The sequence below is a fragment of the Mesorhizobium sp. RSR565B genome, assembly GCF_054719465.1.
The window spans coordinates 6,034,193-6,061,018 of sequence record NZ_JBTTIE010000001.1; the positions used below are offsets into that span (position 1 = coordinate 6,034,193).

The window sequence follows — 26,826 nt, forward strand, 5'->3', positions numbered from 1 at the left end:
GACCATGTCCACCATCCAAAAATCCGGCACATTCACCCTCGGCAGCCACACCGTGGAACGGCTCGGCTACGGCGCCATGCAACTTGCCGGCCCGCACGTTTTCGGTCCGCCGAAGGATCATGACGCGGCCATTGCAGTGCTGCGCGAAGCGGTGGCCTCCGGGGTCAACCACATCGACACCAGCGACTACTATGGCCCGCATGTAACCAACCAGCTGATCCGCGAAGCGCTGGCGCCCTATCCGCAAGACCTCGTCATCGTCACCAAGATCGGGGCGCGGCGCGGCAGCAACGGCTCCTGGCTGCCTGCCTATTCCGCCAAGGAACTAGAGCAGGCCGTGCACGACAATCTCAGGAATCTCGGCCTTGAGGTGCTGGATGTCGTCAATCTGCGCATCATGTTCGGGGTGATGGGTCCGGCCGAGGGCTCGATCGAGGCGCAGTTGACCGCGCTTGCCGAACTGCAGCGCAAGGGCCTGGTGCGCCATATCGGCCTGAGCAACGTCACCCCAGCGCAGGTCGAGGAAGGCCGTGGGATCGCCGAGATCGTCTGCGTGCAGAACCAGTACAATCTGGCGCATCGCGACGACGACGGGTTGATCGATGAACTGGCGCGCGCCGGCATCGCCTACACGCCGTTCTTCCCGCTCGGCGGCTTCAGCCCGCTGCAGTCGTCGACCTTGTCGGATGTGGCCACGCGGCTCGGCGCCACACCCTTGCAGGTTGCGCTCGCCTGGCTGCTGCGCCGCTCGCCGAACATCCTGCTGATCCCGGGGACGTCGTCGGTCGGGCATTTGAGAGAGAACCTGGCGGCGGCGGAACTGGAGCTGTCGGCTGATGTGCTGAGGGAATTGAATGGGGTGGCGAAAGCGGCGTGAAGATTTTGCGGGCGGCGCTGTCACCCCACCCGCGCCTTCGGCGCGACCTCCCCACCGAGGGGAGGTAGGAGGTCGCGGCAGCCTTGCATGCCTCGCAATCGCTACGACTGTCGGAATCTAAAGCGCCAACGCCCTACCTCCCCTCGATGGGGAGGTCGGCGCGCAGCGCCGGGTGGGGTGATGGCGCCGACGTACGATTTCTAATTGATACTCGCCGTATTCGCGGCTCGGCCGGCTTCCCTCATCCACATAAGGCACCCTAAACCCGTTGGCCCCCAGCCAGCCAATGGCAGCCTTCGGTTCGTCGGTCTGGATGATGGTGGCGCCGCGTTCGGCCCAGAAACCGTGGTCTCGGCCGGCATGCCGGCCCGCACCGCCAGTTCATCGCCGCGGCCGCCGGAGAGGATGCCGCCGGGCCTTGCACCTTGGCGATACAAGTCCTTCGCCAAGCTGTGACTGGCATCTTGCGTGCCGGTTCTGTAGTTGTGGCAGCCCGATGAACAAAGAAGGACCCGTAATGGCGAACCAGACCATCGATAACGCCTTCACCGCCCGCTCCAAGACGGGGCCTTCCTTCGAGCCGACCTATGCCGGCGCGCTGTCGTTCATGCGGCGCAAATACACCAAGGATGCAAAGGGCGCGGACGCCGTCGTGTGGGGCATTCCGTTCGATGCCGCCGTCACCAACCGGCCGGGCGCGCGCTTTGGGCCGCAGGCGATCCGCCGCGCCTCGGCGATCCTCGACAACGACCCGCAATATCCGTTCTCGCGCGACCTGTTCGAGCATCTCGCCGTCATCGACTATGGCGATTGCCTGCTCGATTCGGGCAATCACCAGAAGACACCAGGCACGATCGAGCGCGAGGCGGCGAAGATCCTGAAATCGGGTGCCTTCCTGTTGTCGCTCGGCGGCGATCATTTCGTCACCTGGCCGCTGCTCAAGGCACATGCCGCCATCCACGGGCCGCTGGCGCTGGTGCAGTTCGATGCGCACCAGGACACCTGGCCTGACGATGGCAAGCGCATCGACCATGGTTCGTTCGTCGGCCGCGCCGTCAATGAAGGCATCATCGACCCCGACCGCTCGATCCAGATCGGCATCCGCACGCATGCCCCCGATACGTTCGGCATCAAGATCCTTTACGGTCACGAGATCGAGGAGATGCGGGCTTCCGACATCGCCTATGCGATCGTCGACCGCACCGGCGGCAGGAAGACCTATCTCACCTTCGACATCGACTGCCTCGACCCGGCCTTTGCGCCCGGCACCGGCACGCCGGTTGCCGGCGGACCGTCCTCGGCGAAAATCCTGTCGACGCTGCGCCAGCTCGGCCAGGTCGATATTGTCGGCGCCGACGTCGTCGAGGTTGCGCCGGCCTATGATCACGCCGATATAACGGCGATCGCCGGCTCGATGGTGGCCATGCACTATCTCGGCCTGGTGGCCGAGCGAAAAGCGCGGGCGGAAGAGCTGAACAGCGGCAACCATGGCGCGGCAAACCATGGCCAGGGCATATAGGCCTGAATTAGCAGGGAATTGACGGGCACATGAAACCGAAAATCTTCATCGATGGCGAACACGGCACCACCGGCCTGCAGATCCGGGCGCTGCTGGCCGAGCGCGGCGACCTCGAGATCATCTCGATCCCGGCCGAGCGCCGCAAGGAAACGGCGGCGCGCGCCGAGTTCCTCAATGCAGCCGATGTCGCCATCCTGTGCCTGCCGGATGCGGCTGCCAAGGAAAGCGTGTCGCTGATTGCCAACGACACCACCAAGGTGATCGACGCCTCCACGGCGCATCGCGTCGCCGAGGGCTGGGAATACGGTTTTGCCGAGCTGGACAAGGATCAGGCCAGGATCATCGCCAATGCGAAACGCGTCGCCAATCCCGGCTGCTGGCCGCAAGGACCGATCGCGACACTGCGGCCGCTGGTCGCCGCCGGCCTGCTGCCGGCGGATTTCCCGATCACCGTCAATGGCATTTCGGGCTATTCGGGGGGCGGCCGGCCGATGATCGAGGACTATGTCGCCAAGGGCGAGGATGCCTCTGAATTCCAGGTCTATGGGCTGACCCTGCAGCACAAGCATGTGCCGGAGCTGCGCACCTATGCGAAGCTGTCGCACGATCCGATCATGCAGCCGGCGGTCGGCAATTTCGCCCAAGGCATGATCACGGTGGTGCCGCTGCAGCTCGGCGGGCTTGACCATGTGCCGACGGGTGCTGAACTGCATGCCGCGATCGCCGACCATTTCGCCGCCATCAAGGGCAGCGTGATCGAGGTAGCGCCTTACGAGCACGTGGAGCGCCTGCCCGAGATCAATCCCGAGGTCTATAACGGCACCAATCGGATGAAGGTCTATGTCTTTGCCAATGACGACAGGGCGCAGGCGCTGCTGATTGCGGTCTATGACAATCTCGGAAAGGGCGCCTCGGGTGCTGCCGTTCAGAACATGGATCTGATGCTCGGCCTTTAATTCAGTTGGAGAGAGCATGTTGCCCGAAAACCGCTTAACACTTTTCGGCATCACGCTCTGAATGGACGCGCCTGCATTTCCAAAGCGCTGGAAGATCAGCGCGCCCGAGCTCATTGCGGAGACGTTTTCGAGCCGCATCTGGAAGGTGCGGCGTGAGGACGGCTCGCCGGCCATCGTCAAGGCGCTCAAACCATTCGACGATGTCGAGGACGAGTTGCGCGGCGAGCACTATCTCGCATGGCGGCGCGGCGAAGGCGCGGTGCGGCTGCTTGGCCGGGTCGGCCACCGCATGCTGCTCGAATATGCCGGCGACACCCTGCTTTCCGACGTTCTGGCCAAAGAAGGCGACAACCCCGCGACCGCAATCGCGGCCGAGTTGATGGGGAGACTGTTCTCGCCCACAAGACACCCTGACCCGCCGGACCTGCAGCCGCTGCGGACACGGTTTGCCAGCCTGTTCAAAAAGGCCGGAGCCGATCGCGACGCCGGAGAGCACAGCCTCTATATCGAGGCCGCCGAAATCGCGGACCGCCTGCTCGATGCCCCGCATGCGGTCAAGCCGCTGCATGGCGACCTGCATCACGACAACATTTTGCACGGTGCGCGCGGCTGGCTGGCGATCGACCCGAAGGGCGTGCTCGGCGATCCCGGCTTCGACGCCGCCAATCTGTTCTACAACCCACTGGGGCGCGACGACCTCTGCCTCGATCCCGAGCGCATCGCGCATATGGCCGAGATCTTCGCCAGGACACTCGGCCAGACGCCGGCTGCCATTCTCGACCATGCCATCGCCTATGGCTGGCTGTCGGCCGCATGGCATCATGAGGACGAGAATGCGGTCGACGAGAACCGCGAGCTGTCGGTTGCGGGAGTGATCCGAAAGGTGCGGCTCAGCTTCTGACCGGCGCAGCCTCGCGCGTTAGACGTAGCGAGGCAGTTCGTTCGCGAAATAGATTATTGCGACGGCCAAGACACCGTAGACGATGTACCTGCGTTCATGGGCGGCCGCGTTGGCAGTGGATAGGCGCCCTTGTTGCCGCGCCAGTGGGCGGCGGCAAATCCCAGCAGGACAAGCGCGAAGGCCTGATGGGTCAGCGCCATGTGCAGCGGCACCTGCATCAGCAGCGTGCCGATGCCGATCGAGGCCTGGACCAGCACCAGCAGAAACAGCAGCGTCGCGCGGCGTGCGTGTGTCGTGCCTGGTAAACGCCGGCGTGTCGCGATCATGTGCCAGAGCCCGACGGCAAAGACCGTGTAGGCGCCCAGTCGGTGGACGAACTGCACCGTCTTCGGGTTCTCGAACAAGTTGCGCCAGGCCGGCTCGAGCAGAAGCAAATCTGACGGGATCACCTTGCCGTCCATCAGCGGCCAGGTGTTGTAGCTCAGGCCGGCGTCGAGCCCTGCGACCAGGCCGCCGAGATAGATCTGGACCAGCACCAGCAGCACGATGAAGCCGGCCAGCCTTTGTGTCGGCCGGTCGGCGGCAGGCTCCGAATGCGGCGCCAGCCCGCGCGCGACCACCATGGTGGCAGTGAAGATCAGGGCGGCAAGCGTCAAATGCGTGGCCAGCCGGTACTGGCTGACGGAGACGCGGTCGACCAGGCCGGAGGCCACCATCCACCAGCCGATGGCGCCTTGCAGGCCACCAAGCAGCAGAATACCGACCAGCTTTGGCCCAAGGCCGCGCTCGATGCGGCGCGTCGCCCACAAGACCAGCAACGGCAGGCCGAAGACCAGGCCGACACTGCGCGCCAGGATACGGTGCGCCCACTCCCACCAGAAGATCGACTTGAAGGCATCGAGGCTCATGCCCTTGTTGAGCTCGGCATATTGCGGAATCTTCTGATAGAGCTGGAATTCCTCCTGCCACTCGGCGTCGTTGAGCGGCGGTATCACGCCGTGGATCGGCTTCCACTCGGTGATCGACAGGCCGGAATTGGTGAGCCTGGTGGCGCCGCCGACCAGCACCAGCGCAAACAGCACCAGAAGCACGACATAGAGCCAGCCGCGCACCAGCGCCCGATTCTTCAAGTCGCGATCGCGGTCAATGTAAGGCGCGGCGGCTGATATGGCGGCCATGGGTTGGTCCCGGCAGGTTGACGTGGCGGATTGGTGAACCATCGCAACCCGGCTGACAAGACCGGACGGCGCGGCACGCCGTCGCGCCGCAAGTCACGGGTTGCACGCGCCCCCGGTTGGGCCTAAGCGGAGGCGATCAACGAGAACGCTCATGCCCATCCGCCTGAAAAAGCTGATCGGAACCTTCCTACTGGTGGCGCTGGTCATCATCTATGCGCTGGTCGCGTCGATCATAGCGGTCGCGCAGCTGTCGCAATCCAGCCCGCTGGTGCATTTCCTGTTCTTCCTGTTCAGCGGCCTGTTCTGGGTGCTGCCTGCGATGGGCATCATCAAATGGCTGATCCTGGAGCCGCCGCCGAAAGGCTGAAGCGCCCGACCCAGGTCAGATGGTGACGACCATTTTGCCGGCATTGGCCAGCGGCGTCGTTAAGCCCGACAACATGGTGCGGATATGGGCGACGCTCTGGTAGCGGCCGTTGATCGAAATGCGCGGCAGCGCGTGCAGGAAGCCGGCGTGCTCGGCGTGCAGCACGCCGTGGCGAGTGGTCACCGCCGAGGCGTAGCCGGCGTCGCGGGCAAAGCCCACTTCGCGGCAGCCGACAGCGCTGGCGTAACCATAGGGGTAAGCGAGATGACGGGGGTCTTCGCCGAGCTGCGCCTGCAGTTGGCGCCTGACGTCGACGATCTCATGGCGCGCATCGCCTTCGTCGAGCCGCTTCAGATTGCGGTGGTTGACCGTATGCGCGCCGATCGTCACCAGCCTGTGCCCGGCCACGGCGCGGATGTCGTCCCAGGTCATCAGCGTGCTTGGGCGCAAGCCATCGAGGTCGATGCCGTTCGAGTGCGCCAGATCGCGCAGCACGGCGCGCTGATCCTCCTCGCGCACCTCGAGCGTCAGATAGGTATGCAGACGCGCATTGGCGTGGAGTTTCTTGCCGTGGGTCGAGCAGTCTATGGTCACCGGCCCCTTCGGCGTCGCCAGCGTCAAACGCTCCCGCGCGTTGACGATATCCTCGACCACGTCCCACCATAAATCGGCGCTGCCGTCGATCAGACCCGGCGCGACATAGATGGTGATCGGCGCGTCGTGCTTTTCGAGCACTGGCAGCGCTTCGGTCATGTTGTCGCGATAGGCGTCGTCGGCGGTGATGGTGGCGAACTGGCCGTCCTTGCCGCCGGCCTTGATGCGCTCGATCGCCTCGTCGAGGGTGACGAAGGCATAGCCCCTCGCCTTCATGTCGGCGACGAGAGCGTCGAGAAATCGCGGGGCGATGTTGAGGTGGCGGTTGACGCCGTCCGGCTTCTCCGGCGTGGCGGTGACCCGATGCAACATGAGGATTGCGCCAATGCCGCCGACGAACGGCTTGGCCAGCGGTGCAAGGCCGGTAAAGCGGGCGATATTAAGCGCCAGTTTCCGAACTGCCTCACCACCGTCGATCATTCATTCACCTTTTGCGCCTAGGCTCGATCCAAGCACGGAACGCGCCGACGCGAACTCCTGATCGCGACGAATACGCCTTAAGGATTGAGGTATGGTTGACGCCACCGCGTCATTTGACGGCAATCGGCTCGCCGCAAGCAAGGCGTCTGCGCGCACGCCGGATGCCGACCAGACCAGTCTGTCGGTGTCGATCGCAGATGCTGCCGCGCTCGCCTCTTACGGCGAATTCTGCCGTTCGGCGCTGTTTGCGCCGGCGCAAAGCGCGGCCTGGGTTCGTGCCTGGACGGCGCAGGCCAATCCCGATGCCGTCATTGCCACGCTGACAATCGAGGACAGGCCGGTCTTTGCACTGGCACTGGAAATCACGCGAACTGGTCCATTCCGCGTCGCCCGCTTCATGGGCGGGCGCCATGCCAACGGCAATTTCGCCGCCGCCGATCCGGCATGGCTGGCAAAGGCCGATGCCGGGGGGATCCGCAGGCTGGTGACGGCGATCGGCAAGGCGCGTCCCGACATCGATCTCGTTGCCTTGGAAAGGCTTCTGCCCGACCTCGATGGCGTTGCCAATCCGCTGGCGGCGTTCTCCAACTTTCCGAGCCCAAACCTGTCGCTCGCCGTCAATCTCGACGGTGGTTTCGATGCGCTGCTGTCGCGTGTGGGCGGCAAGCGCAAGCGCAAGAAGCACCGTTCGCAGACACGCAAGTTCGAGGCGGTCGGCGTTCATCGCCGCATCGAGGCGCAGACACCCGAAGACGTGAACCGGCTGCTCGACGCTTTCTTCGAGATGAAGGAGTTCCGCTTCGCCAAGATGGGCATCGCCAATGTCTTCGGCGAGCCGGAGGTGCGGGCTTTCTTCCGTGCCCTCTTCGCCGGCGCGCTGGCCGAGGAGAAACCGGCCTTTGTGCTGCATGGGCTCGAAGTGGCCGGCAAGCTGCGCGCAATCACCGGCTCGAGCCGCTCGGGCAAACGCCTGATCTGCGAATTCGGCGCCATCGCCGAGGACGATCTCGGCCACACCAGCCCCGGCGATTTCCTTTTCTTCGACATCATCGAGGAAGCCTGCCAAACAGGCTTCGATGTCTATGATTTCTCGGTCGGCGACGAGCCCTACAAGCGGCTCTGGTGCGATATCGAGACCCAGCATTTCGAGGTGCTGGCGCCCCTGACGCTGAAGGGACGCGCCCTGGCGTCGGCGCTGCGGCAGGGCGCACGGGCGAAAGCCTTCATCAAGAACAACCCGACGGTCTGGAAGCTGACCAAGATGCTGCGCCGCAAGGCCGCCGGACAGGCAGCGCCCGCTCCCACGGACGACGAAAACTAGCGTTCAGAAATTCAGCGCTTCGCGGAGCGCCGGGCCGGCCCTGACCCGCAGGTCGAGATCCGCCTCGATGTGGTCGATATGGTGCAGCATCAGCCGGCTCACCAACCCGCAATCGCCGCTTTCCAGCGCGCCGACCATTTCCGTGTGCTCACTGTGTCCGCAGGCCGACACGCCGGATCGTCCGTAAAGGGCGATCACCAGCGACGAACGCGCCACCAGCTCCTCCATGAAGCGCTGCAGGATGGCATTGCCGGCGACGGAGGCGAGCAGCAGGTGGAAATCGCCTGATGCCTTGATTTCGGAGCGCCGCGCGGTTGGGCCGCGCTCGGCGATGAAGCGGCCTTCCTCGTCGAGCTGCGCGCGGAACGCAGCGATATCGGTGGCTGTGACCCGCCCGCAGGCGGCAATGGCGATGCCCGGCTCGATCAGCCGGCGCGATGCGAACACCTGGCGCGCTTCCTCGGGCGTAGGGTTGGCGACGAAGGCGCCACGGTTGCGCTCGGTACGCACCAGCCCCTCGAAGGACAGCATCTGCAGCGCCGCGCGCGCGACCGTGCGCGAGACGTCGAACAGCGTGCCGACCTCGCCTTCCGACAGCTTGGTGCCGGGCGTCAGCCGACGGTCAACGATGGCGTCCCGCAGATTGTCGCGAATCGCCTGGGCGCGATCCTGGTTGGCGCTGTCGGCGGAATGGATCTGATCGGCAATGTTCATGGCGATGATGGTTCCCAGCCTCTTTCTAGCGCAACTCGTCGCCTGCGCACGAGAGGCAAAGTGGACACGAAGCCAAAAAAGATTGCATACGATTCTTGCGCGGATCGCGCACAATCGCCCATAATTTGTGCAATGCACAAGATAGCCCACCGGCTAGGCAGTGGGCACGAATTCCGATTTTGCTGATGATTCAAACGCTTGGCCGAATCTCGCCGATTGGCACGCATAATGCATTGGTTGACGCGACCAAACGGGGAAGCCTGAATGTCCAAAGCCGCCGAGATCGACATCGTCTCCGTTTCGAAAGTGTACGGAACGACGACTGCCGTCGAGGCCATCAGCCTGAAGATACCGGCAGGCACCTATTGCTGCCTGCTTGGCCCCTCCGGCTGCGGCAAGACCTCGACGCTGCGCATGATCGCCGGCCACGAAAGCATTTCGTCGGGCGATGTCCGCCTCGGCAACATCGTCGTCACCGACTTGCCGCCGGCAAAGCGTGGCACGGCGATGATGTTCCAGTCCTATGCGCTGTTTCCGCATCTCGACCTTGTCGACAATGTCGCCTTCAGCCTGAAGATGAAGGGCGTCGACAAGGAGCAGCGCCGTGCCAAGGCGCTCGACATGCTCAAGCTGATGCAGATGGAGGCCTATGCGACGCGCCGGCCGGCGCAGCTTTCCGGCGGCCAGCAGCAGCGTGTTGCACTCGCCCGCGCTCTGATCACCGATCCCGAGGCGCTGCTGCTCGACGAGCCGCTGTCGGCACTCGACCCGTTCCTGAAGATACGCATGCGCGCCGAGCTGAAGAAATTGCAGACCTCGCTTGGCATCACTTTCGTCCACGTCACCCACAGCCAGGAAGAGGCCATGGCCTTGGCGGACCTGATCGTGGTGATGAATGACGGCCGCATCGAACAGGCGGCGCCGCCGCGAGATGTGTTCGAAAGGCCGGCCACCGCCTTCGTCGCGCGCTTCATGGGTGACCACAATGTCATCTCCGGCCGGGTTACCGGCGCGCGCGACGGCATGGTCGTCTTCGACGTCAATGGTGGCGCCTCGCTCGCCGCCCGCGGGCAAGGCCGGGAGGCGGGCCAGGAGGTGGGCACGCCGATCGACATAGCCATCCGCACCGACCATGTGCGCATCGGCGAAGCACCCTCTCCCGGCCTCGGCTTCACCGGCATCGTCTCCAACATCGAATATCGCGGCGCCACGGTGAAGCTGTCGGTCACCGGCGGCGGCATCGACGATTTCACCGTTATCATCGACGATTCCGACTTCTTCGCCAAACCCGTCGCCCTTGGCGACGCCGTACCGCTCGCCTGGGATTCCGAGGACGCCATCGTCCTCGGCCGCCTTCATTCATGAATTCAACGAAGCAAAACAAAACAGGGGAATAGGAATGACAAAAACAGTAGAAACAAAGACCGGAATTTCGCGACGTTCGTTGCTCAAGACAGGTGCGGCCGCCGTCGGCCTCGCCGCAGGCTCGGGCGCCATTACAGGCTTCCCGACCATCTGGGCGCAGTCCAACATCACGCTGCGCCAGTTCGGCACCGGCGTGTCGAACCTGAACGCGATCGCCGACAAGTGCAAGGCCGACCTCGGCATCACGCTGGAAATGACGGCGACCGATTCGGACGCGGCCGCCCAGCGCGCCGTGACCCAGCCCGACAGCTATGACATCGCCGACATCGAATACTGGATCTGCAAGAAGGTGTTCCCGAGCGGCGTGCTGCAGCCGATGGATGTCAGTAAGCTGAAATACTACGACGAGCTGGTGCCGTTGTTCAAAACCGGCAAGCTGACGCCCGACAGCATCATTGCCCAGGGCACCGCGCCGCACACGGTCGGCTATGTCGAAGCGCAGGACTCAAAGACCTTCGCCAAGGCGCCGACCAAGTGGTTCACCATGGTGCCGACGATCTACAACGCCGATACGCTAGGCATCCGGCCCGACCTCGTCGGCCGCGACATCACCACCTGGGCCGACATCATGGACCCGGCCTTCAAGGGCAAGACCGCGATCCTTAACATCCCGTCCATCGGCATCATGGATGCGGCCATGATCATGGAGGCCACAGGCAGCATCAAATATGCCGACAAGGGCAACATGACCAAGGAAGAGATCGACAAGACGATCGACTTCCTCATCAAGGCCAAGCAGGCCGGCCAGTTCCGCGCCTTCTGGAAGTCGTTCGACGAGAGCGTCAATCTGATGGCATCGGGCGAAGTGGTCATCCAGTCGATGTGGTCGCCGGCCGTCGCCGCCGTCCGCTCCAAGGGCATCGCCTGCCGCTTCCAGCCGCTCAAGGAAGGCTACCGGTCATGGGGCGGCGGCCTTGGCCTTGCCGCCCATCTCAAGGGCGCCGAGCTCGACGCCGCCTACGAATACATCAACTGGTATACGTCGGGCTGGGTCGGCGGCTATCTCAACCGCCAGGGCTACTATTCCGCCAATATGGTCTCGGCCAAGAAGTTCATGTCCGAGGACGAATGGGGCTACTGGATCGAAGGCAAGCCGGCCAAGGGCGAGATCAAGGCGCCGGACGGCACCGTCATGGAAAAGGCCGGCGCCGTGCGCGACGGCGGCTCGTTCGAAGAGCGTATGGGCAAAGTCGCCTGCTGGAACTCGGTCATGGACGAGGACCGCTACATGGTGAAGCGCTGGAACGAGTTCATCGCGGCGTAGAGCGGACGCGTTCACTGTGATGTTGCGATCCTTCGCGCCCCCCTCTGTCCTGCCGGACATCTCCCCCACTTGGGGGGAGATTGGCAGCGTCATGGCCGGCTCTTCGTTAGCAACGTTGGAGTTTGGCGAAGGCCGTTATGAGAGTTCGATCTCCCCCCTCGTAGGGGAGATGTCCGGCAGGACAGAGGGGGGCGCGAAGGATCGCAAGTCATCGCGATCACGCGGAGGATTTTCCCAATGACAGTCGCGCTCGAACGCCCCGCCATCGCAGCAGCCAAGCCCGCCAGACGCCGGCGCTTCTCCATCAGTGCCGTCACGCCCTACCTCCAATCGGCGCCGCTGGCGCTCATCCTCGGTGCGTTCCTGCTCTTGCCGATCATCATGATCGTCGTCGTCTCCTTCTGGGATTATGACTTCGCCGCCATGTATCCGGATTTCCTGACGACGAACTATTCCGACGTGCTGGGATCATGGGTCACCTGGAAGACCTATCTCAACACCATCAAATTCGCTGCCATCGTCTGGGCTCTGACCTTGTTCATCGGCTTCTGGGTCGCCTATTTCCTCGCCTTCCATATCCGCACCACCGCCATGCAGATGGTGCTGTTCCTTGTCTGCACGGTGCCGTTCCTGACCTCCAACATCATCCGCATGATCTCGTGGATCCCGGTGCTTGGCCGTAACGGGTTGATCAACTCGACGCTGGTGCAATTGGGGCTGGTGCCAAAACCCATCGAATGGCTGCTCTATTCGGAATTCGCCGTGGTGCTGGCCATGGTGCATCTCTACACGCTGTTCATGGTAACGCCGATCTTCAACACGCTGATGCGCATCGACCGCTCGCTGGTCGAGGCCGCGCGCGATGCCGGCGCGTCCGGCTGGCAGGTCTTGTGGAACGTCGTCATCCCGCTGGCCAAGCCCGGCATGGCGATCGGCACCATCTTCGTCGTCACGCTGGTGATGGCCGATTTCTCCACCGTGCAGGTGATGTCGGGCGGCCAGAGCGCGTCGGTCGCACTGATGATGAAGAACCAGATGTCGCTGCTGCAATATCCGGCTGCGGCCGCCAACGCAGTGGTGCTGCTGGTGCTGGTGCTCTTGATGGTCGCCGGCATCCTGCGCATCGTCGACATCCGCAAGGAGCTCTGAGGTGAGCCACGAAAAACGCACCGCCGGATTCTACGTGCTGGCCGTCTTCTTCACCCTGTTCGTGCTGTTCCTCTATGGCCCGCTGTCGGCGATCCTGATCCTCTCTTTCCAGGGTGAGACCGGCGGCCTCACCTTCCCGCTCAACGGCGTGTCGCTGCACTGGTTCGCCAATCTGTTCGAACGCCAGGCGGTCGGCGATTTCGGCGGCAGCTTCAAGCGCTCGCTCGTGCTCGGCCTGATGGTGATGATCGTCACCGTGGTGGTGTCGTTGCTCGCTGGCCTCGCCTTCCGCCAGAAGTTTCGCGGCGCCACCGCTTTGTTCTACCTGGCGGTCGCCAGCCTCGTCGTGCCCTCGATCATCATTTCATTGGGCATCGGCGTCGTCTTCCAGCAGGTCGGCTTCCGCCCGGCCTGGTATACGTCAGCCTTCGGCGCGCACCTGACCTGGACCTTGCCCTTCGGCGTGCTCATCATGTTCGCCGTCTTCAACCGGTTTTCGCCGGCTTACGAGGAAGCCGCGCGCGACCTTGGTGCCTCGTCCTGGCAGACCTTCGCCCATGTCGTGCTGCCGATGATCACGCCGAGCCTGATCGGCGTCGGCCTGTTCGGCTTCACGCTATCCTATGATGAGTTCGCCCGCACGCTGATGACGTCGGGCACCTTCAACACGCTGCCGCTCGAGATCTACGGCATGACCACCAATGTCACGACGCCGGTGCTCTACGCACTGGGCACGGTGACCACCGTGTTCTCCTTCCTGGTGATCCTGGCCACACTGGGCGCCATCCTCTATGTCGGCCGCAAGCGGGCCAGGGTTTGATCGTGCAGATACTGGTGGTGAACCCCAACACGACGGCGAGCATGACCGAGACGATCGCGGCGGCGGCGCGCGCCGTTGCCGGCGCCGGGACCGAGGTGATCGCGGTCACCTCCTCGATGGGTCCTGCCTCGATCGAGGGCTATTATGACGAGGCATTGGCCGTGCCCGGCCTTTTGATGGAGATCGCCGCCGGCGAACGTGCGGGGGCTCAGGCCGCCATCATCGCCTGCTTCGACGATACCGGCCTGGATGCGGCACGCGCCATGGCCTCCATTCCGGTCATCGGCATCTGCGAGGCCGCACTCAGTGTCGCCTCCTACATTGCCCAGCGCTTCACAGTGGTGACGACCACCGAACGCTCGCGTGTCCCTGTCGAGGGGCTGGTGCAGCGCTACGGCATGGCCGGGCGTGCCCGCGTGCGCGCCGCCGACATTCCCGTACTCTCGCTTGAAGACGCTGCTTCCGGCGCTGTCGAGAAACTGCGCGCCGAGATCGCCCGCGCCATAGCGGAAGACCGCGCCGAGGCCATCGTGCTCGGCTGCGCCGGCATGGCCGACCTGGCACACCGGTTGCAGCAAGAGTTCGACCTGCCCGTCATCGACGGCGTCGGCGCCGCCCTCAAACAGGCCGAGGCGCTGATCGCATTGGGCCTGTCGACCTCGAAGCGCGGCGCCTATGCCAGTCCGCTGGCCAAGCCCTATCGCGGCGTGCTGAAATCCTTCTCGCCGGGGGTGATCGCCGCGGAGTGAACGCTATGAAGCCTACCGTCCGCGCATTGTCTCCGCCGGAACTGACCGTTCTCATCGACTGGGCGGCGGCTGAAGGCTGGAACCCTGGCCTTGATGATGCCGCCGCGTTCCGGCCAACCGATCCTGAAGGGTTCATCGGCGCTTTTGTCGACAACGAGATGACCGCCGCCATCTCGGCTGTCGCCTATGGCGGCAACTTCGGTTTCATCGGTCTCTACATCTGCCGACCAGACATGCGCGGCAAAGGCCATGGCAAAGCAGTCTGGAATGCGGGCATGGCCAGGCTGGCCGGCCGAACGGTCGGCCTCGACGGCGTCGCCGCGCAGCTGGCGAATTATCGCCGCACTGGTTTTAACTCGGCATACGAAACCATCCGCTTCAGCGGCCGTATCGCGACCCCGCCCGTCCGAAGCGAAGGGGTGCGCATGATAACCACGCAACTCGTGCCCGACATCATCGCCTATGACGCCCGCTGTTTCCCCGCGCCTCGACGAGCCTTCCTGCACCGCTGGGCGCAGCCGCCGCATTGCGGGTTCGCCGCGATCAGTTCACTCGGCACCATAGGCTACGCCGTGGCTCGTCCCTGCCGTTCGGGTTACAAGATCGGCCCGCTGTTTGCCGACGACACCGAGACGGCGATGCAGCTCATGGGCAGTCTGGCTGCCGCATGCGAAGGTGGCGACCTGCATATCGACGTTCCTGCCGAAAATTTCGATTTCACCACGGCGCTTTCAGCAATTGGTTTCAGGCCGACCTTCACCACAACGCGCATGTACAAGGGCCCGCCTCCGAAGGTCGACTCGCGCCGAATATTTGGCGTGACGACCCTGGAGTTGGGGTAGATCCCGGCGCCGGCTGACAGGCTTGGTTTTTCGGGAGCCGGCGGGCGATGGACGAGCCGATCCGTAGTAGCGCCGCCTAAGTCGAATTGTCTGATGTCTCAGGCGGCGCTACGTCGTCCCGGCACGGGGTTACCCGGCGTCTCGTGGCCGATCGGCGTCACCAGAGTGAGGTCGGGATAGCCGCTTTCGATCAGCTCGACGGCGGCCTGCGCCACCTCATCGTCCGCCTGCAGCATGGACATGAAGACCTCGGTGCTGTCGCCGACCAGTCGGCTGATGCCTTGCGCATCGGCCGGTCCGCATTCGACGATGACCAGATCATAGGCGGTGGTCAGCGACTGCATGATGATCGGCAGCCGGTCGGCGGCGCGCATGGCGCGCACCGGATCGGCGGTGCCGACGGGAACGACGTGGCAGTCCGAATAGAGGTCGGCGTGGATGACGTCGCTGAACTGCGCTTCCGAAGCCAGCAGATTGGTGATGCCGGGGAAAAGTCCGCTGTCCAGCATCGGCCGCGACGCCGCGCCCGATGCGGTCAGATCGAGCAGCAGCACGCGCAGGCCGGCGTCGGAGACTTCGCGCGCTACCAGCACTGCCGAGGCCGCGGCCTCATCGCCTTCGGGCGAGACGAAGATGGCGCGCGCAGCACCGCTGGCGATCAGCTTCTCCGCCGCCTTCTCGACATCGATCTCGCCAAGGCTGGAGCGGACAGGTTCAGGTTCGGCTTGCGGTTCTGGATCGGCAGCCGCTGCTCCTTCCAGCACTGAAGGAGCCGGCTCCTGCTCCGGCTCGGGCGCCAGTTCAGACTCCATGGCCGTCCGCTGATCGACCACCTCCTCGGCCACGACTGCGGCCGGTTCCGGGTCGACGACCGGCGCCGACATTGCCGGCATCGCAACCTGTTCGATGCGGTCCAAGCGGGCGCCGGGCGCCGGGCGCATGGCGCGGCCGGAAAACAGCTCCTGCAGCAGCGTGATGACCGACATCAGCAGCAGCGAGCCGACTAAGGCGGCGCCGACGATCGGCACGAGCTTGGGGAAATAGGGTTCCGACGGCACGCGCGCCTCGGAAAACACGCTGGCATCGACCGGCAGGTAATTCTTGCGCGAGGACACTTCGCGAAAGCTCGCCATATAGGATTCAAGCTGCTGGCGCCGGACGTTCGCCTCGCGCTGCAGCGCATCCAGCTGGACCTGCTCCTCGCCGGCCCGCGACGACGCCGCTTTCAGCTTGTTGACGTCCGATATCAGCTGGTTTTCGCGCGCCTGGGCGGTCTGCGCCTGCGTCAGCAACCCGCGCATGATTTTTTGCGCTTCGTTGCGGATCTGGCCGTCGAGATCGGCAAGCTGCGACCTCATCGCCCGCAGGCGCGGATGGTTGTCGAGCAAAGTGGTGGAAAGATCGGCAATGTTGGTCCTGAGCTCGATCTGACGCTCACGCAGCCGCTGGATCAGATCGGACGACAGCACTTCGGGTACAGCGTCCAGCGAACCGCCATTCTGCAAAGCCTGGCGCACCCTTTCGGCCGTTGCCTCGGCCGAAGCGCGGCTGGCGCGCACACGCGACAGCTCGCTCGACAGCTCGGACAATTGCTGTGTCGCCAGCACCGAATTGTTGCCAGCCATCAACAGGTCCGACTGAGCGGAGCGGAAGGCCGCGACCTTGGCCTCTGCATCCCTGACCTGCTTCTGCAGCTCCTCGATCTCCGGCCCGAGGAAGGCGGTCGCGGCGGCGTTCGACGTGGTCTTGGCGTCCGCCTGATAGGCCAGGTAGGCCTTGGCGATGGCGTTCGGAATGTCAGCGGCAAGCTGGGGATCTTCCGAGGAAAATTCGACGGCGATGACGCGGGTCTTTTCCACGCCATAAACATTGAGCTTGTCGCGCATCTTCGTCAGCACGCGCTCTTCGAGCGGAATTTCTTCCGGATCACTTTTCAGTCCGGCAATGACAAGAAGTCGGGCTGCCGGCGACATGCCGAGCGCATCGTTGAACTCGGGCTTGTCGCCCAGATGCAGATTGCCAGCCACCTTATTGAGAATGTCGGACGAGGAAATGACCTGAACCTCGGTTGCTACACCTTCCGCATCGAGCACAGGTTTGTCGTCTTCATTGGTACCGGCAGGCCGCGTATAGGCCGATTCGCTCAACTGGATTTTCAGCTGCGTCGTCGCCTTGTAATGCGGCGTGGCAAGCCACGCGAAGGCGAAGGCGAGACCAGTGACGAGAAGCGTGATCACAAGAATGCGCAGCCAGTTCCGCGCCAGGCTGGCGAAGAGCTGTCTCAGGTCGACATCGACATCTGCGGCCGCGGACTGGTCGGACATGCATTCCTGCTCCGGAACATGAGGCTAGATGGTAGCGTAAACAACTATGGTAACTCAGCCGTTAAGATCGCGGTAAGCAGCTGTTAGGGTTTGCTGACATCCGGTAAACAAAGCCAGCAAAACTATACGGCTTTTTGTCGATTGCCGCCAAATCGGCCGCGTCCCTTTACCGGCCATTAACCCTAACAGGATGATAACGAACCCAGATCCTTAAGGTTTGCCGCCGTGTCCTGGCGGCCATAGCGACGAAGGTGTGTGTCCGATCATGAAAAGCGCTGCTGGTCTGTTTCGCGCTCTGCTGGCCGTGTCGATCCTCGCCGGCTGCTCCAGCTACCGGCCGACGCCGGCGGCCTTCCACGAGGTACTCGACCAGCCCTATCGGCTCGGCGCCGGCGACCGTGTCCGCGTCACCGTGTTCGAACAGGACGGTCTGACCAACACCTACAGTGTCGATCAGTCCGGCTACATGTCCTTCCCGCTGGTCGGCGCGGTGCCGGCGCGCGGCCACACGGCCCAGCAGCTGGAAAAAGCGCTCGCCGACAAACTGCGCCAAGGCTATCTGCGCGACCCCGACGTGTCGGTCGAGATCGATCGCTACCGTCCGATCTTCGTCATGGGCGAAGTGGGCGCCGCCGGCCAGTATTCCTACGTGCCGGGCCTCACCGTGCAGAAGGCCATCGCGATTGCCGGCGGTTTCTCGCCGCGCGCCAACCAGGAAAGCGTCGACATCACCCGCGACATCAACGGCAAGGTGATGACAGGCCGGGTGGTTACCTCCGATCCGCTGCTGCCGGGCGACACGGTCTACGTTCGCGAACGCCTGTTCTGACATCAACGTGGCGGACCAGCTCAGGATCGTCCACTGCTTTCGCTCACCCGTCGGCGGGATCTTCCGGCATGTGCGCGACCTGACGGAGGCCCAGCTCGCCGCCGGACATGTTGTCGGCATCGTCTGCGATTCGACCACCGGCGGCGAATACGAGGAACGCCTGTTCGACCAGATGAAGGACAGCCTGGCGCTCGGCATCCATCGCACGCCGATGCAGCGCCATGTCGGGCCGGGCGACTTCGCCTCGGCCTGGCGCACTTACAGGATCATCAAGGAATTGCAGCCGGACGTGTTGCACGGACATGGCGCCAAAGGTGGCGCCTATGCCCGTCTGTTCGGCTCATTGTTGCGGGTATCTAGGTCTCGCGTAGCCCGCCTCTATTCGCCGCATGGCGGCTCCCTCCACTATGATGAAACGACGACGACCGGGAAGCTGTTCTTCGCGCTCGAGCGCTTCATGGCGCGCTTCACCGACTGCCTGCTGTTCGTCTCCGACTATGAGCGGCGCACCTATCGCAGGAAGGTCGGCGAACCGCCTATCCCGAACACGCTGGTCTATAACGGCCTGCGCGCCGCCGAGTTCGAACCGGTGGTCGCGCAGCCCGACGCGGCCGACCTGCTCTACATCGGCATGATGCGCGACCTCAAAGGGCCTGACATTTTCATCGACGCGCTGGTGCTGGCCGGGTCCCAGCTTGAGCGCCGCTTGACCGCGGTCATGGTCGGCGATGGCGACGACCTGCCGCGCTACCATGCGCAGGTGAAACGGCTGGGCCTCGGAAAACAGGTCCGCTTCTTGCCGCCTATGCCAGCCAGGGAGGCCTTTGCACTGGCCGACCTCGTGGTTGTGCCGTCGCGCGCGGAAGCCATGCCCTATATCGTGCTGGAGACGCTGGCCGCAGGCAGGCCGATGATCGCCACGGCCGTCGGCGGCATTCCCGAAATCTTCGGTGAGGGATCCCCTGCCCTGATCCGTCCCGATCCGCGCCAACTCGGCGACAAGGTGGGTGAAGCGCTGCGCGATCTCGACGCATACCGGCGCGTCATGCCCGACACCGCCAGGCTCAGGGCGCGATTCGGCGCCGATGTGATGGCCGCCGAAATCGAAAAGGCCTATTTCGCCGCGCTCAACAGATAGACGACCGTCCAAAACCACAAGTTGTCTCAAGGTTTTTTTAGCTCTCTTTCTGCTATCGTCATCGCGGAAGCTTGTGGGAAACCCGATGAACGAGACCGACCCCACGCGCCGCTTTTCGGCCGATGCGGTGCGCAAATTCGACAGTCCTGCCGAGAGCCCCACGCCCGGCGGCATGAACAGTGTTGCCCGCCAGGTCGCCTCGCAATACCGGCGCGATACGATGTCGCCGGTCATGGTCAGCGGCGTATTGCGCATCGTCGAATTCGGCTTGCTGTTCCTGTCGGGGCTCGCGCTCTACTTCCACTTTGTCGGCTTCTTCAACTATCTCGCCTGGCAATATCCGCTGACCATTGCCGCGGCGTCATTCGTGGCCGTGGTGCTGCTCGACGTCAGCGATTGCTACCAGATCTCCGCGTTGATGCGACCGATCTCCAATCTCGGCCGCGTGCTGATGGTCTGGGCCGGCACCTTCGCGCTGATGGCGCTGACGGCCTTCATCATGAAAATGTCGGAGGATTATTCGCGTCTGCTGTTCGGCACCTGGTTTGTCGTCGGCCTGCTTCTGCTGTTCGGCCTCAGGCTGGTGATGTCGAAGCTGATCCGGCGCTGGGCGCGCAACGGCCGCATGGAACGCCGCGCCGTCATCGTCGGCGGCGGCAAGGCGGCCGAGATGCTGATCCGCTCGGTCGAGAAGCAGCCAGACAACGACATCCGCATCTGCGGCATCTTCGATGACCGCGGCGACAAGCGCTCGCCGCCGATCGTAGCCGGCTATCCCAAGCTCGGCACCATTTCGGAGCTGATGGAATTCGCGCGCATCGCGCGCATCGACATGCTGATCGTGTCGCTGCCGCTGACTGCCGAAACGCGCGTGCTGCAGCTGCTGAAGAAGCTCTGGGTGCTGCCGGTCGACATCCGGCTCTCGGCGCATTCCAACGCGCTGCAGTTTCGCCCGCGCGCCTATTCCTATATCGGCTCGGTGCCGATGCTCGATATCTTCGACAGGCCGATCAACGACTGGGATTCGGTCGCCAAGCGCGCCTTCGACATCGTCTTCTCGCTGATCGGCATCATCCTGTTTTCACCGGTGATGCTGGCGACGGCCATCGCCATCAAGCTCGACAGCAAGGGTCCGGTGCTGTTCAAGCAGAAGCGGCACGGCTTCAACAACGAGATCGTCGAAGTCTACAAATTCCGCTCCATGTATACCGACCGCTCGGACCCGACCGCCAAGCAGACGGTGACCAAGAACGATCCGCGCGTCACCCGCGTCGGCCGCTTCATCCGCAAGAGCTCGATCGACGAGCTGCCGCAGTTCTTCAACTCGCTGTTCGGCACGCTGTCACTGGTCGGTCCGCGCCCGCATGCGATTGCCGCGCAGTCGCACAACCTTCTCTACAACGAGGTGGTCGACGGCTATTTCGCCCGCCACAAGGTCAAGCCCGGCGTTACCGGCTGGGCGCAGATCAATGGCTGGCGCGGCGAGATGGACACCAATGAGAAGATCCGCATGCGCACGGAATACGACCTCTATTACATCGAGAACTGGTCGATGCTGTTCGATCTGCGCATCCTGCTCATGACGCCGCTGCGGCTGCTCAACACGGAAAACGCCTATTGAGCGCGATTTCCCATTATGTGCCGCAGGCTACGGTCAATGCCAAGCTGATCGCGCTGATATCCTCGGGCGCGGTGTTTTTCGGCGTCTTCCTGTCAGGCTTCGTCATCGACGAACCGGCGCCCTACGATCTTTTCATGCTCGGGCTGATCGGGGTGTGGGTGCTGTTTGGCCTGCGCATATCGCGCGCCGCCGTGCCGCTGCTCGTGCTGCTGATCACGATGAACATCGGCGGCATGATTGCCATGACGCAGATGGCCGATCTCGCCAACACACCGCTCTATCTCGCCGTCTCGCTGTTTCTCGCGTTCACCGCGGTGTTCTTCTCGTCGGTGACGGCGGTGCAGCCCGGCCTCTACCGGCTGATCTTCATCGCCTATGTCGTCTCCGCGGTGGTGACCTCGCTGCTCGGCATTGCCGGCTATTTCCACGCTTTCCCGGGCGCTGAAATCTTCACCAGATACGACCGCGCCCAGGGCGCCTTCCAGGATCCGAACGTGTTCGGACCATTCCTGGTGCTGCCCGGCATCTATCTGCTCTATCTGCTGTTGACCGGCTCGATCGCGCGCATGCCGCTTCTGGCGGTGCCGCTGCTGATCATCACCGCCGGCATCTTCTTTTCGTTCTCGCGCGGCGCCTGGGGCATGTTCGCCGTCTCGGCCATCCTGCTCACCGGCGCCCTGTTCCTGCAAAGCAACAGCGGCAAGTTCCGGCTGCGCGTCATCATCATGACCATTGCCGCCGTCACCCTGCTGGTGGTCGCCATGATCGTCATCCTGCAGCTGCCCGGCGTCGGCGAGATGTTTTCCAGCCGCGCCCAGCTCGAACAGAGCTACGACACGGCGCGCCTTGGCCGCTTCGCCCGCTACACGATCGGCTTCGAGATGGCGCTCGAACGTCCGCTCGGCATCGGCCCGCTGGTATTCGGCACCATTTTCGGCGAAGACACGCACGACATCTGGCTGAAGACGCTGATGGATTATGGCTGGCTCGGCTTCGTCTCGTTCCTGTCGCTGACGCTGTGGACGATCGCGGCCGGCTTCCGCATCCTTTTGCGCGACCGGCCATGGCAGCCCTATCTGCTCTGCGCCTACGTCGCTTTCATCGGCAATATCGGGCTCGGCACCTTCATCGACATCGACCACTGGCGCCATGTCTACCTGCTGCTCGGCCTGATCTGGGGCGCGATCGCGCTGGAATACAGGCATCAGCGCGGGTTGCGGGCGGTGGCGCAACCGAGGTAGCCGAGTAATCCTAAAGGACAGGAACAGCCGCGCACGCCAATACCGGGGTTGTGCAGGCCCTCGCAGGCTTTGATCTGCTTGCTCCAACCCCTGGTCGAATTGAGCACGGTTGCCGGCGGCGCATTTATGTTGTGATGGTGGGAAAACGTCGCTAAACGCGACTGACAAAATTCCAATTGAGTTGGCGTGCTTGCCGGGCTGGATAATATTCCGGGTTGGTGGGCGCCACTAATCTGACGGGCGTGGTTATGCTGAGGGAAAGCTATTTCGAATTCATGCTGCGCTGGTACGCGTATCGCCGATGGCACAGGCCCCCGCGGCGTGTGCGGCAGGCCGAATACGACTTCCATCAGCTTATGAAAAAGCTTCCCGCCGATAGTCTGTTCATCGATCTCGGCGCCAATATTGGCGACGTCACGGGACATGTACTAGCCTATGGGATGCGGGTGATTGCTTTCGAGCCTGACCCTGTTGCTCGCCAGATTTTGACGAAAAGGTTTGGCAACAACGACCGGGTGACGATCATTCCGAAGGCTGTTGGTGGATCAGCGCGAGCGGCCACATTCCATCAGAGGCCGGACGTCAGCGATCTCCGCAGGACCGAATCGTCGTCCCTGATCCAGACACACGAACACACGAACGGGAAAAGCTTTGAAGTTGAGGTGGTTGACCTGGTGCAGTTCCTGCAAGGTCTCCATGAGCCGATCGCCATCGTCAAGATGGACATAGAAGGGGCCGAAGCGGAATGCATCGAAGCCATGCTGGACGCCAGCATTCACCGTTCGATTGGACAAATCCTGGTCGAGACACATGAACGGTTCTCGCCAGACCTGGCCGACCGGATCGGCAAGCTGCCGGGCCGGATCGCGCAGGAAGGCATCCGCAACATCAATCTGGATTGGAGCTAAGTATCGGCTCGGCCTTGAGCGTGCTAGCCGGAGGGCATCAACCAGCGAGGCAATAGACTTATCGAGGAAGATTGGCGGGAGGAACCGCGTCCGGCGGAGCGTCAAGTTCTATCTGGCTATGCCAGCTACCCGTTCGGGGTATTGCACGGCCAACATCGAATTGTCCGCATGGCTGGCAAAGATGGCGCTGACCTTTTCGGCGTCGAACCGCGCCCGTCGCTTGCGCTTCTCGTCGTTCAGCAAAATCCCGCTGATGGCGTCGAACTTGCGGCCGAGGTTTTTCAATATGCCTCTCTTGATCGGCCAGTTGCTGTTGAAACGGCCGGCCCAGGGCGTGCCTTTCGCCAGATCACGATAGATCGCCATGGCGCCGACCTCGACACCGATCGGCGGACGGTCCCAGGGCTTGCCCCAGGCGAAGTGGCGGGCGTAGCAGCGGCTGAAAGAAATCTGGCTGGTGTAGTTGGTCATCACGTTCCAGAACGGGTGCATCGTCTGCCACCTGCCCTCGAAAGCCACGTTCAATGCACCTTGATCCATCCCGTAAACCTGCTCGGAGGCCAACTGCCGGGTACGCTCCAGAAGCCCCTCCTGCCTGATCAGTGGCATGTTGAACACCAGCACGCCGGCATTGAACTTCGGCGCGCCTGGCTGCATCGGTAAATGCTGTCGATACTTTACGTCGAAATAGGTCTGCTCATCGTGTGCGGCCAGCAGCGGAGCGTTGAGCGGGACGTTGCAGAGGTCTTCTATCGATCTGTTGAAAAGCACATCGGCGTCGGAATAGGCGATGCGGTCATATGGTTCGAACTCCGGCAATTGATCGGCAAACAGCCTGATGTAGGTCGCAAGGGTTGGGTGCGTTCCGCGGTTGAAGTTTGTCGCTTTCATGAATTTCGTGACATCCAGGATGCGGATCTTCCCACCGAGCAGACGCTCTCCGATAGCTCGGTCTTCGTTGGAGATGACACCGGTGTGCAAAATAAAGCCGTCGAGGTGGTCCGACACATCCAGCACGCGGCGCGCCGCCAGGCTGGCATACGGGAAATACCTCTGGTCGGTGGCGAAAAAGAAACACGATTTTTGCGGCATGCTACAACCTGTTGCCTGACCCATTCACGAGAGCTCCGTTGCGGGTCTCAGGCGAAACCACCGAGTACTTCCGGAAACTGCACAGCCATCGCCCCGGCGTCAGCATGCTCGGCATATATCTTATGCACCTTGCTGCCGTCGTACCGTGCGCGCCGCCGATACCGGTCCTTGTTCGGCAACATCCCCATGATACCGTCGAACCTGCGGGCGAACCGCCTCATGACGCCCCGCTCGAAGGGAATACGCTGCCGGAAGGGCTCAAGCCACGGCGTATCCCTTGCCAGATCGCGCCAGACGGCAAGCGCCTCAGGCTCCACATCGACCTGGCTCCCCCATGGCTTGCCGCCGGCGAAATGCCGCGCATAGGCTTGGGCGAACCGAAACTCCTTCGTATCGTTGGACATCAAATTCCAGTTCGGGTGCATCGTCTGCCACTTGCCCTCGAAGACGATGTTCAGCGCGTTCTGATCGTTCATTTGCCCAGCAACGGCAACATCTCTCGCGCGGTGCAAAAGTCCCTGTTGACGCACCGGCGGCATGTTGAAGACGATGATGCCGGCGTTGAAATAAGGCGCCCCCGGCTGCATCGACAGTTTGTTCCGATAGCCCGGGCGGAAATACATGTAATCGTCGTGAGCGGCCAACAACGGAGCATGAAGTGTCTGGCCCACGAGATCCGCGATATCTCGATTGAACAGAACATCGCAATCGACATGGGCGATGCGGTCATAGTCCGCGAACTGAGGCAGTTGGTCGGCGAAAAGCCGAACAAAAGTGCCGACATTGCTTGGCCGGAAAGTATGGCCAGCCTCCGCAAACAGCCCCGAAACGTCCATTATGCGAAGACGGTTCTTCAGCAGGCGTTCAGCAACACGCATATCGGCATCACGTGCGCCGACATGCAGGATGAAGCCTGGCGTTGCGTCTCCCGAAACATCCAGAATTCTGCGCGCCGCCAAGCATGCATACGGAAAATAATTGGCGTCGGCCGCCAGAAAAAAACAGGAATTTGCCACGCGCAATCCTTCGTATCGATACTGCGCGAGCCATATCGCCTTGGCGTTGCGGCGACAAGGCCGAATGCTGGCGACTTTCAGGCCCGGCGCGCCGTTTTAGCGCTTGCACCATACCCCTTGAAAATATATGGCTTTGCGCGGTCCGGAGTGTAGCGCAGCCCGGTAGCGCACTTGACTGGGGGTCAAGGGGTCGTCGGTTCGAATCCGGCCACTCCGACCATTTTTAGACAGGACTTGCCCCCAAAGGTCCTGCTTCTCAAATCACCAACATTCATCCTTGGCACACATCAACCCATTCGGCGCCGACAATCTGTGCCATGCGCAGCGGGCTGAGCCTTACAGCGGCGTTGGTGGCGCCGGCCGCGGGCACGACTTCATCGAAGGCGCGCAGCGAGACGTCGCAATAGACCGGCAGCGGCGCCGGCAGGCCGAATGGGCAGACGCCGCCGACGGGATGGCTGGTAATCGCGACAACCTCGTCGGCGTCAAGCATGCGCGGCTTGCCGCCGAAACGGTCCTTGAATTTGCGGTTGTCGAGCCTCGACATGCCGCCGGCCACGATCAGCATGGTCTCACCGCCGACGCGCAGGCAGATGGTCTTGGCGATCTGCGCCGGCTCCACGCCATGCGCCTCAGCCGCCAGCGCCACCGTCGCGGAACTCGCTTCGGTGACGAGCACTTCGACATCGGGCGCATGGGCAGCCAGGAAGGCGCGCACGGATTCAAGGCTCATCTCGGCATTGTCCCATTCGAAAACGGTTAGCGTTCACACTGGATAGCTTCACGCTCGGTCGGCGGCAACCTCCCCGCCCCTCGACGGCTGCAGCGGTACCAGGCCGGGCGGGTCGCGCCGCATGTCAGCAACACAAGGCGCATCCCCCGTGCGGGAGATGTGTTCGGGCTGCTGCATTGGTAGGTCGCAATGGATCAGGGCCGGCGCTGATGCTGTGCTCCCACGACCAACCGGAGAGATCATCATGCTCAAGCTCGCCTCGGCTCTGGCGCTGCTGCTTATCGGGACGGCGCCGCTGCTTGCCGACGACATGCCGATAAACGCGGACGCCATCAAATGGGGCCCTGCTCCTGCTGTCTTGCCCGCCGGCGCGGACATGGCTGTCATCGCCGGGGACCCCTCGAAGGATGGCATCTACGTGCTGCGGTTGAAGCTGCCGGCCGGCTACAGGATTGCCGCGCACAACCATCCCACCTCGGAATATGTGACGGTGATTTCCGGCAATTTTCATATCGGCATGGGCGACAAGCTCGACGAGACCAAGGGCATCGAACTGACCGCCGGCGGCTTCGGCGTAGCCCCACAGGGAATGAACCATTACGCCTGGACGACAAGCGCTACGATCGTCCAGGTTCATGGCGAGGGGCCGTTCGCGATCACCTACGTCAACCCGGCGGACGATCCGAGCAAGAAGTGACATTCGCCGTTGGGCGAATGCAACAAGCCCGCCAGGGCAAACCATGGCGGGCTTGTTGAACGACGCTTGGC

Annotated in this window: 25 protein-coding genes, 1 tRNA gene and 1 pseudogene; 19 read left to right on the forward strand and 8 right to left on the reverse strand. The window is 63.0% G+C overall.

Going from position 1 to position 26,826, the window contains the following annotated elements:
• The first annotated feature begins 4 nt into the window (after positions 1 to 4).
• The gene (locus tag ACYG9R_RS29130; protein ID WP_023823246.1) at positions 5 to 877 is read left to right on the forward strand and encodes an aldo/keto reductase family oxidoreductase; all 873 of its coding nucleotides are present in this window, start codon (positions 5 to 7) and stop codon (positions 875 to 877) included.
• Positions 878 to 1,077: 200 nt separating this feature from the next.
• Here ACYG9R_RS29130 and ACYG9R_RS29135 read toward each other — a convergent pair.
• A pseudogene (locus tag ACYG9R_RS29135) lies at positions 1,078 to 1,296 on the reverse strand (glycerophosphodiester phosphodiesterase family protein); the annotation flags it as partial.
• A gap of 98 nt (positions 1,297 to 1,394) precedes the next feature.
• Between ACYG9R_RS29135 and speB the strand changes: the two are divergent.
• The 3 genes from speB to ACYG9R_RS29150 all read left to right on the forward strand — a co-directional run bounded on the left by speB (position 1,395) and on the right by ACYG9R_RS29150 (position 4,253).
• Positions 1,395 to 2,396, forward strand: coding sequence for an agmatinase (speB, locus tag ACYG9R_RS29140; protein ID WP_023669405.1), 1,002 nt, complete (start codon positions 1,395 to 1,397; stop codon positions 2,394 to 2,396).
• A gap of 29 nt (positions 2,397 to 2,425) precedes the next feature.
• Positions 2,426 to 3,352 carry an N-acetyl-gamma-glutamyl-phosphate reductase gene (argC, locus tag ACYG9R_RS29145; protein WP_023823247.1) on the forward strand — a complete coding sequence of 309 codons (927 nt, stop codon included), beginning with the start codon at positions 2,426 to 2,428 and terminating at the stop codon, positions 3,350 to 3,352.
• A 61-nt stretch (positions 3,353 to 3,413) separates the two neighbouring features.
• Positions 3,414 to 4,253 carry an aminoglycoside phosphotransferase family protein gene (locus tag ACYG9R_RS29150; protein WP_023823248.1) on the forward strand — a complete coding sequence of 280 codons (840 nt, stop codon included), beginning with the start codon at positions 3,414 to 3,416 and terminating at the stop codon, positions 4,251 to 4,253.
• A 53-nt stretch (positions 4,254 to 4,306) separates the two neighbouring features.
• Here the strand turns inward: ACYG9R_RS29150 and ACYG9R_RS29155 are convergent, their stop codons facing one another.
• Complete coding sequence (locus tag ACYG9R_RS29155) at positions 4,307 to 5,431, reverse strand: COX15/CtaA family protein (RefSeq protein ID WP_023823249.1); 1,125 nt, start codon at positions 5,429 to 5,431, stop codon at positions 4,307 to 4,309.
• Positions 5,432 to 5,582: 151 nt separating this feature from the next.
• On the opposite strand from ACYG9R_RS29155, the gene ACYG9R_RS29160 reads away from it, so the two are divergent.
• Positions 5,583 to 5,798, forward strand: a complete 216-nt coding sequence (locus ACYG9R_RS29160; RefSeq protein WP_023669401.1) for a DUF2842 domain-containing protein — start codon at positions 5,583 to 5,585, stop codon at positions 5,796 to 5,798.
• Between the two features lie 15 nt (positions 5,799 to 5,813).
• Here ACYG9R_RS29160 and ACYG9R_RS29165 read toward each other — a convergent pair whose 3' ends face one another.
• Positions 5,814 to 6,872 carry a polysaccharide deacetylase family protein gene (locus ACYG9R_RS29165; RefSeq protein WP_023823250.1) on the reverse strand — a complete coding sequence of 353 codons (1,059 nt, stop codon included), beginning with the start codon at positions 6,870 to 6,872 and terminating at the stop codon, positions 5,814 to 5,816.
• Between the two features lie 91 nt (positions 6,873 to 6,963).
• On the opposite strand from ACYG9R_RS29165, the gene ACYG9R_RS29170 reads away from it, so the two are divergent.
• Positions 6,964 to 8,193: a GNAT family N-acetyltransferase gene (locus ACYG9R_RS29170; RefSeq protein ID WP_023753607.1), complete on the forward strand. Its 1,230-nt coding sequence runs from the start codon at positions 6,964 to 6,966 to the stop codon at positions 8,191 to 8,193.
• A gap of 3 nt (positions 8,194 to 8,196) precedes the next feature.
• Here ACYG9R_RS29170 and ACYG9R_RS29175 read toward each other — a convergent pair whose 3' ends face one another.
• Positions 8,197 to 8,907: a GntR family transcriptional regulator gene (locus ACYG9R_RS29175; RefSeq protein WP_023697427.1), complete on the reverse strand. Its 711-nt coding sequence runs from the start codon at positions 8,905 to 8,907 to the stop codon at positions 8,197 to 8,199.
• Positions 8,908 to 9,171: 264 nt separating this feature from the next.
• On the opposite strand from ACYG9R_RS29175, the gene ACYG9R_RS29180 reads away from it, so the two are divergent.
• From ACYG9R_RS29180 to ACYG9R_RS29205, 6 genes are all read left to right on the forward strand, one after another.
• Positions 9,172 to 10,272 (forward strand): ABC transporter ATP-binding protein, encoded by a 1,101-nt coding sequence (locus tag ACYG9R_RS29180; RefSeq protein ID WP_023689478.1) that lies wholly within the window; start codon positions 9,172 to 9,174, stop codon positions 10,270 to 10,272.
• 34 nt (positions 10,273 to 10,306) lie between these two features.
• Entirely contained in the window at positions 10,307 to 11,596 is a 1,290-nt protein-coding gene (locus tag ACYG9R_RS29185) for an ABC transporter substrate-binding protein (RefSeq protein ID WP_023682324.1), read from the forward strand.
• A gap of 237 nt (positions 11,597 to 11,833) precedes the next feature.
• On the forward strand, positions 11,834 to 12,745 hold the full coding sequence (locus ACYG9R_RS29190; protein ID WP_023823251.1) for an ABC transporter permease: 912 nt from the start codon (positions 11,834 to 11,836) through the stop codon (positions 12,743 to 12,745).
• A gap of 1 nt (position 12,746) precedes the next feature.
• Entirely contained in the window at positions 12,747 to 13,565 is an 819-nt protein-coding gene (locus ACYG9R_RS29195; protein ID WP_023823252.1) for an ABC transporter permease, read from the forward strand.
• A gap of 2 nt (positions 13,566 to 13,567) precedes the next feature.
• Positions 13,568 to 14,314 carry an aspartate/glutamate racemase family protein gene (locus tag ACYG9R_RS29200; protein ID WP_023823253.1) on the forward strand — a complete coding sequence of 249 codons (747 nt, stop codon included), beginning with the start codon at positions 13,568 to 13,570 and terminating at the stop codon, positions 14,312 to 14,314.
• 5 nt (positions 14,315 to 14,319) lie between these two features.
• Entirely contained in the window at positions 14,320 to 15,156 is an 837-nt protein-coding gene (locus ACYG9R_RS29205; protein WP_023823254.1) for a GNAT family N-acetyltransferase, read from the forward strand.
• A 98-nt stretch (positions 15,157 to 15,254) separates the two neighbouring features.
• On the opposite strand, the gene ACYG9R_RS29210 is transcribed toward ACYG9R_RS29205, so the two are convergent.
• Positions 15,255 to 17,480 carry a GumC family protein gene (locus ACYG9R_RS29210; protein ID WP_023823255.1) on the reverse strand — a complete coding sequence of 742 codons (2,226 nt, stop codon included), beginning with the start codon at positions 17,478 to 17,480 and terminating at the stop codon, positions 15,255 to 15,257.
• Between the two features lie 265 nt (positions 17,481 to 17,745).
• On the opposite strand from ACYG9R_RS29210, the gene ACYG9R_RS29215 reads away from it, so the two are divergent.
• From ACYG9R_RS29215 to ACYG9R_RS29235, 5 genes are all read left to right on the forward strand, one after another.
• Positions 17,746 to 18,309: a polysaccharide biosynthesis/export family protein gene (locus ACYG9R_RS29215; protein WP_023682330.1), complete on the forward strand. Its 564-nt coding sequence runs from the start codon at positions 17,746 to 17,748 to the stop codon at positions 18,307 to 18,309.
• A gap of 7 nt (positions 18,310 to 18,316) precedes the next feature.
• Positions 18,317 to 19,447, forward strand: a complete 1,131-nt coding sequence (locus tag ACYG9R_RS29220; RefSeq protein WP_023823256.1) for a glycosyltransferase — start codon at positions 18,317 to 18,319, stop codon at positions 19,445 to 19,447.
• A gap of 85 nt (positions 19,448 to 19,532) precedes the next feature.
• A complete protein-coding gene (locus ACYG9R_RS29225; protein ID WP_023689486.1) occupies positions 19,533 to 21,068 on the forward strand; it encodes an undecaprenyl-phosphate glucose phosphotransferase in 1,536 nt (511 codons plus the stop codon).
• On the forward strand, positions 21,065 to 22,309 hold the full coding sequence (locus ACYG9R_RS29230) for an O-antigen ligase family protein (protein WP_023823257.1): 1,245 nt from the start codon (positions 21,065 to 21,067) through the stop codon (positions 22,307 to 22,309). Before ACYG9R_RS29225 ends, ACYG9R_RS29230 begins: the two co-directional genes overlap by 4 nt.
• 218 nt (positions 22,310 to 22,527) lie before the next feature.
• The gene (locus ACYG9R_RS29235; protein ID WP_245260020.1) at positions 22,528 to 23,217 is read left to right on the forward strand and encodes an FkbM family methyltransferase; all 690 of its coding nucleotides are present in this window, start codon (positions 22,528 to 22,530) and stop codon (positions 23,215 to 23,217) included.
• 108 nt (positions 23,218 to 23,325) lie between these two features.
• Here the strand turns inward: ACYG9R_RS29235 and ACYG9R_RS29240 are convergent, their stop codons facing one another.
• Positions 23,326 to 24,333, reverse strand: a complete 1,008-nt coding sequence (locus ACYG9R_RS29240; RefSeq protein WP_081726792.1) for a glycosyltransferase family 8 protein — start codon at positions 24,331 to 24,333, stop codon at positions 23,326 to 23,328.
• A gap of 23 nt (positions 24,334 to 24,356) precedes the next feature.
• Entirely contained in the window at positions 24,357 to 25,325 is a 969-nt protein-coding gene (locus ACYG9R_RS29245) for a glycosyltransferase family 8 protein (protein ID WP_023682335.1), read from the reverse strand.
• 143 nt (positions 25,326 to 25,468) lie between these two features.
• Between ACYG9R_RS29245 and ACYG9R_RS29250 the strand changes: the two genes are divergently transcribed.
• Positions 25,469 to 25,545: transfer RNA gene (locus ACYG9R_RS29250), tRNA-Pro, on the forward strand.
• Positions 25,546 to 25,596: 51 nt separating this feature from the next.
• On the opposite strand, the gene ACYG9R_RS29255 is transcribed toward ACYG9R_RS29250, so the two are convergent.
• A complete protein-coding gene (locus ACYG9R_RS29255) occupies positions 25,597 to 26,058 on the reverse strand; it encodes a YbaK/EbsC family protein (protein ID WP_023823260.1) in 462 nt (153 codons plus the stop codon).
• Positions 26,059 to 26,302: 244 nt separating this feature from the next.
• Between ACYG9R_RS29255 and ACYG9R_RS29260 the strand changes: the two genes are divergently transcribed.
• Positions 26,303 to 26,755, forward strand: a complete 453-nt coding sequence (locus ACYG9R_RS29260; RefSeq protein WP_023730864.1) for a cupin domain-containing protein — start codon at positions 26,303 to 26,305, stop codon at positions 26,753 to 26,755.
• Positions 26,756 to 26,826 lie beyond the last annotated feature (71 nt).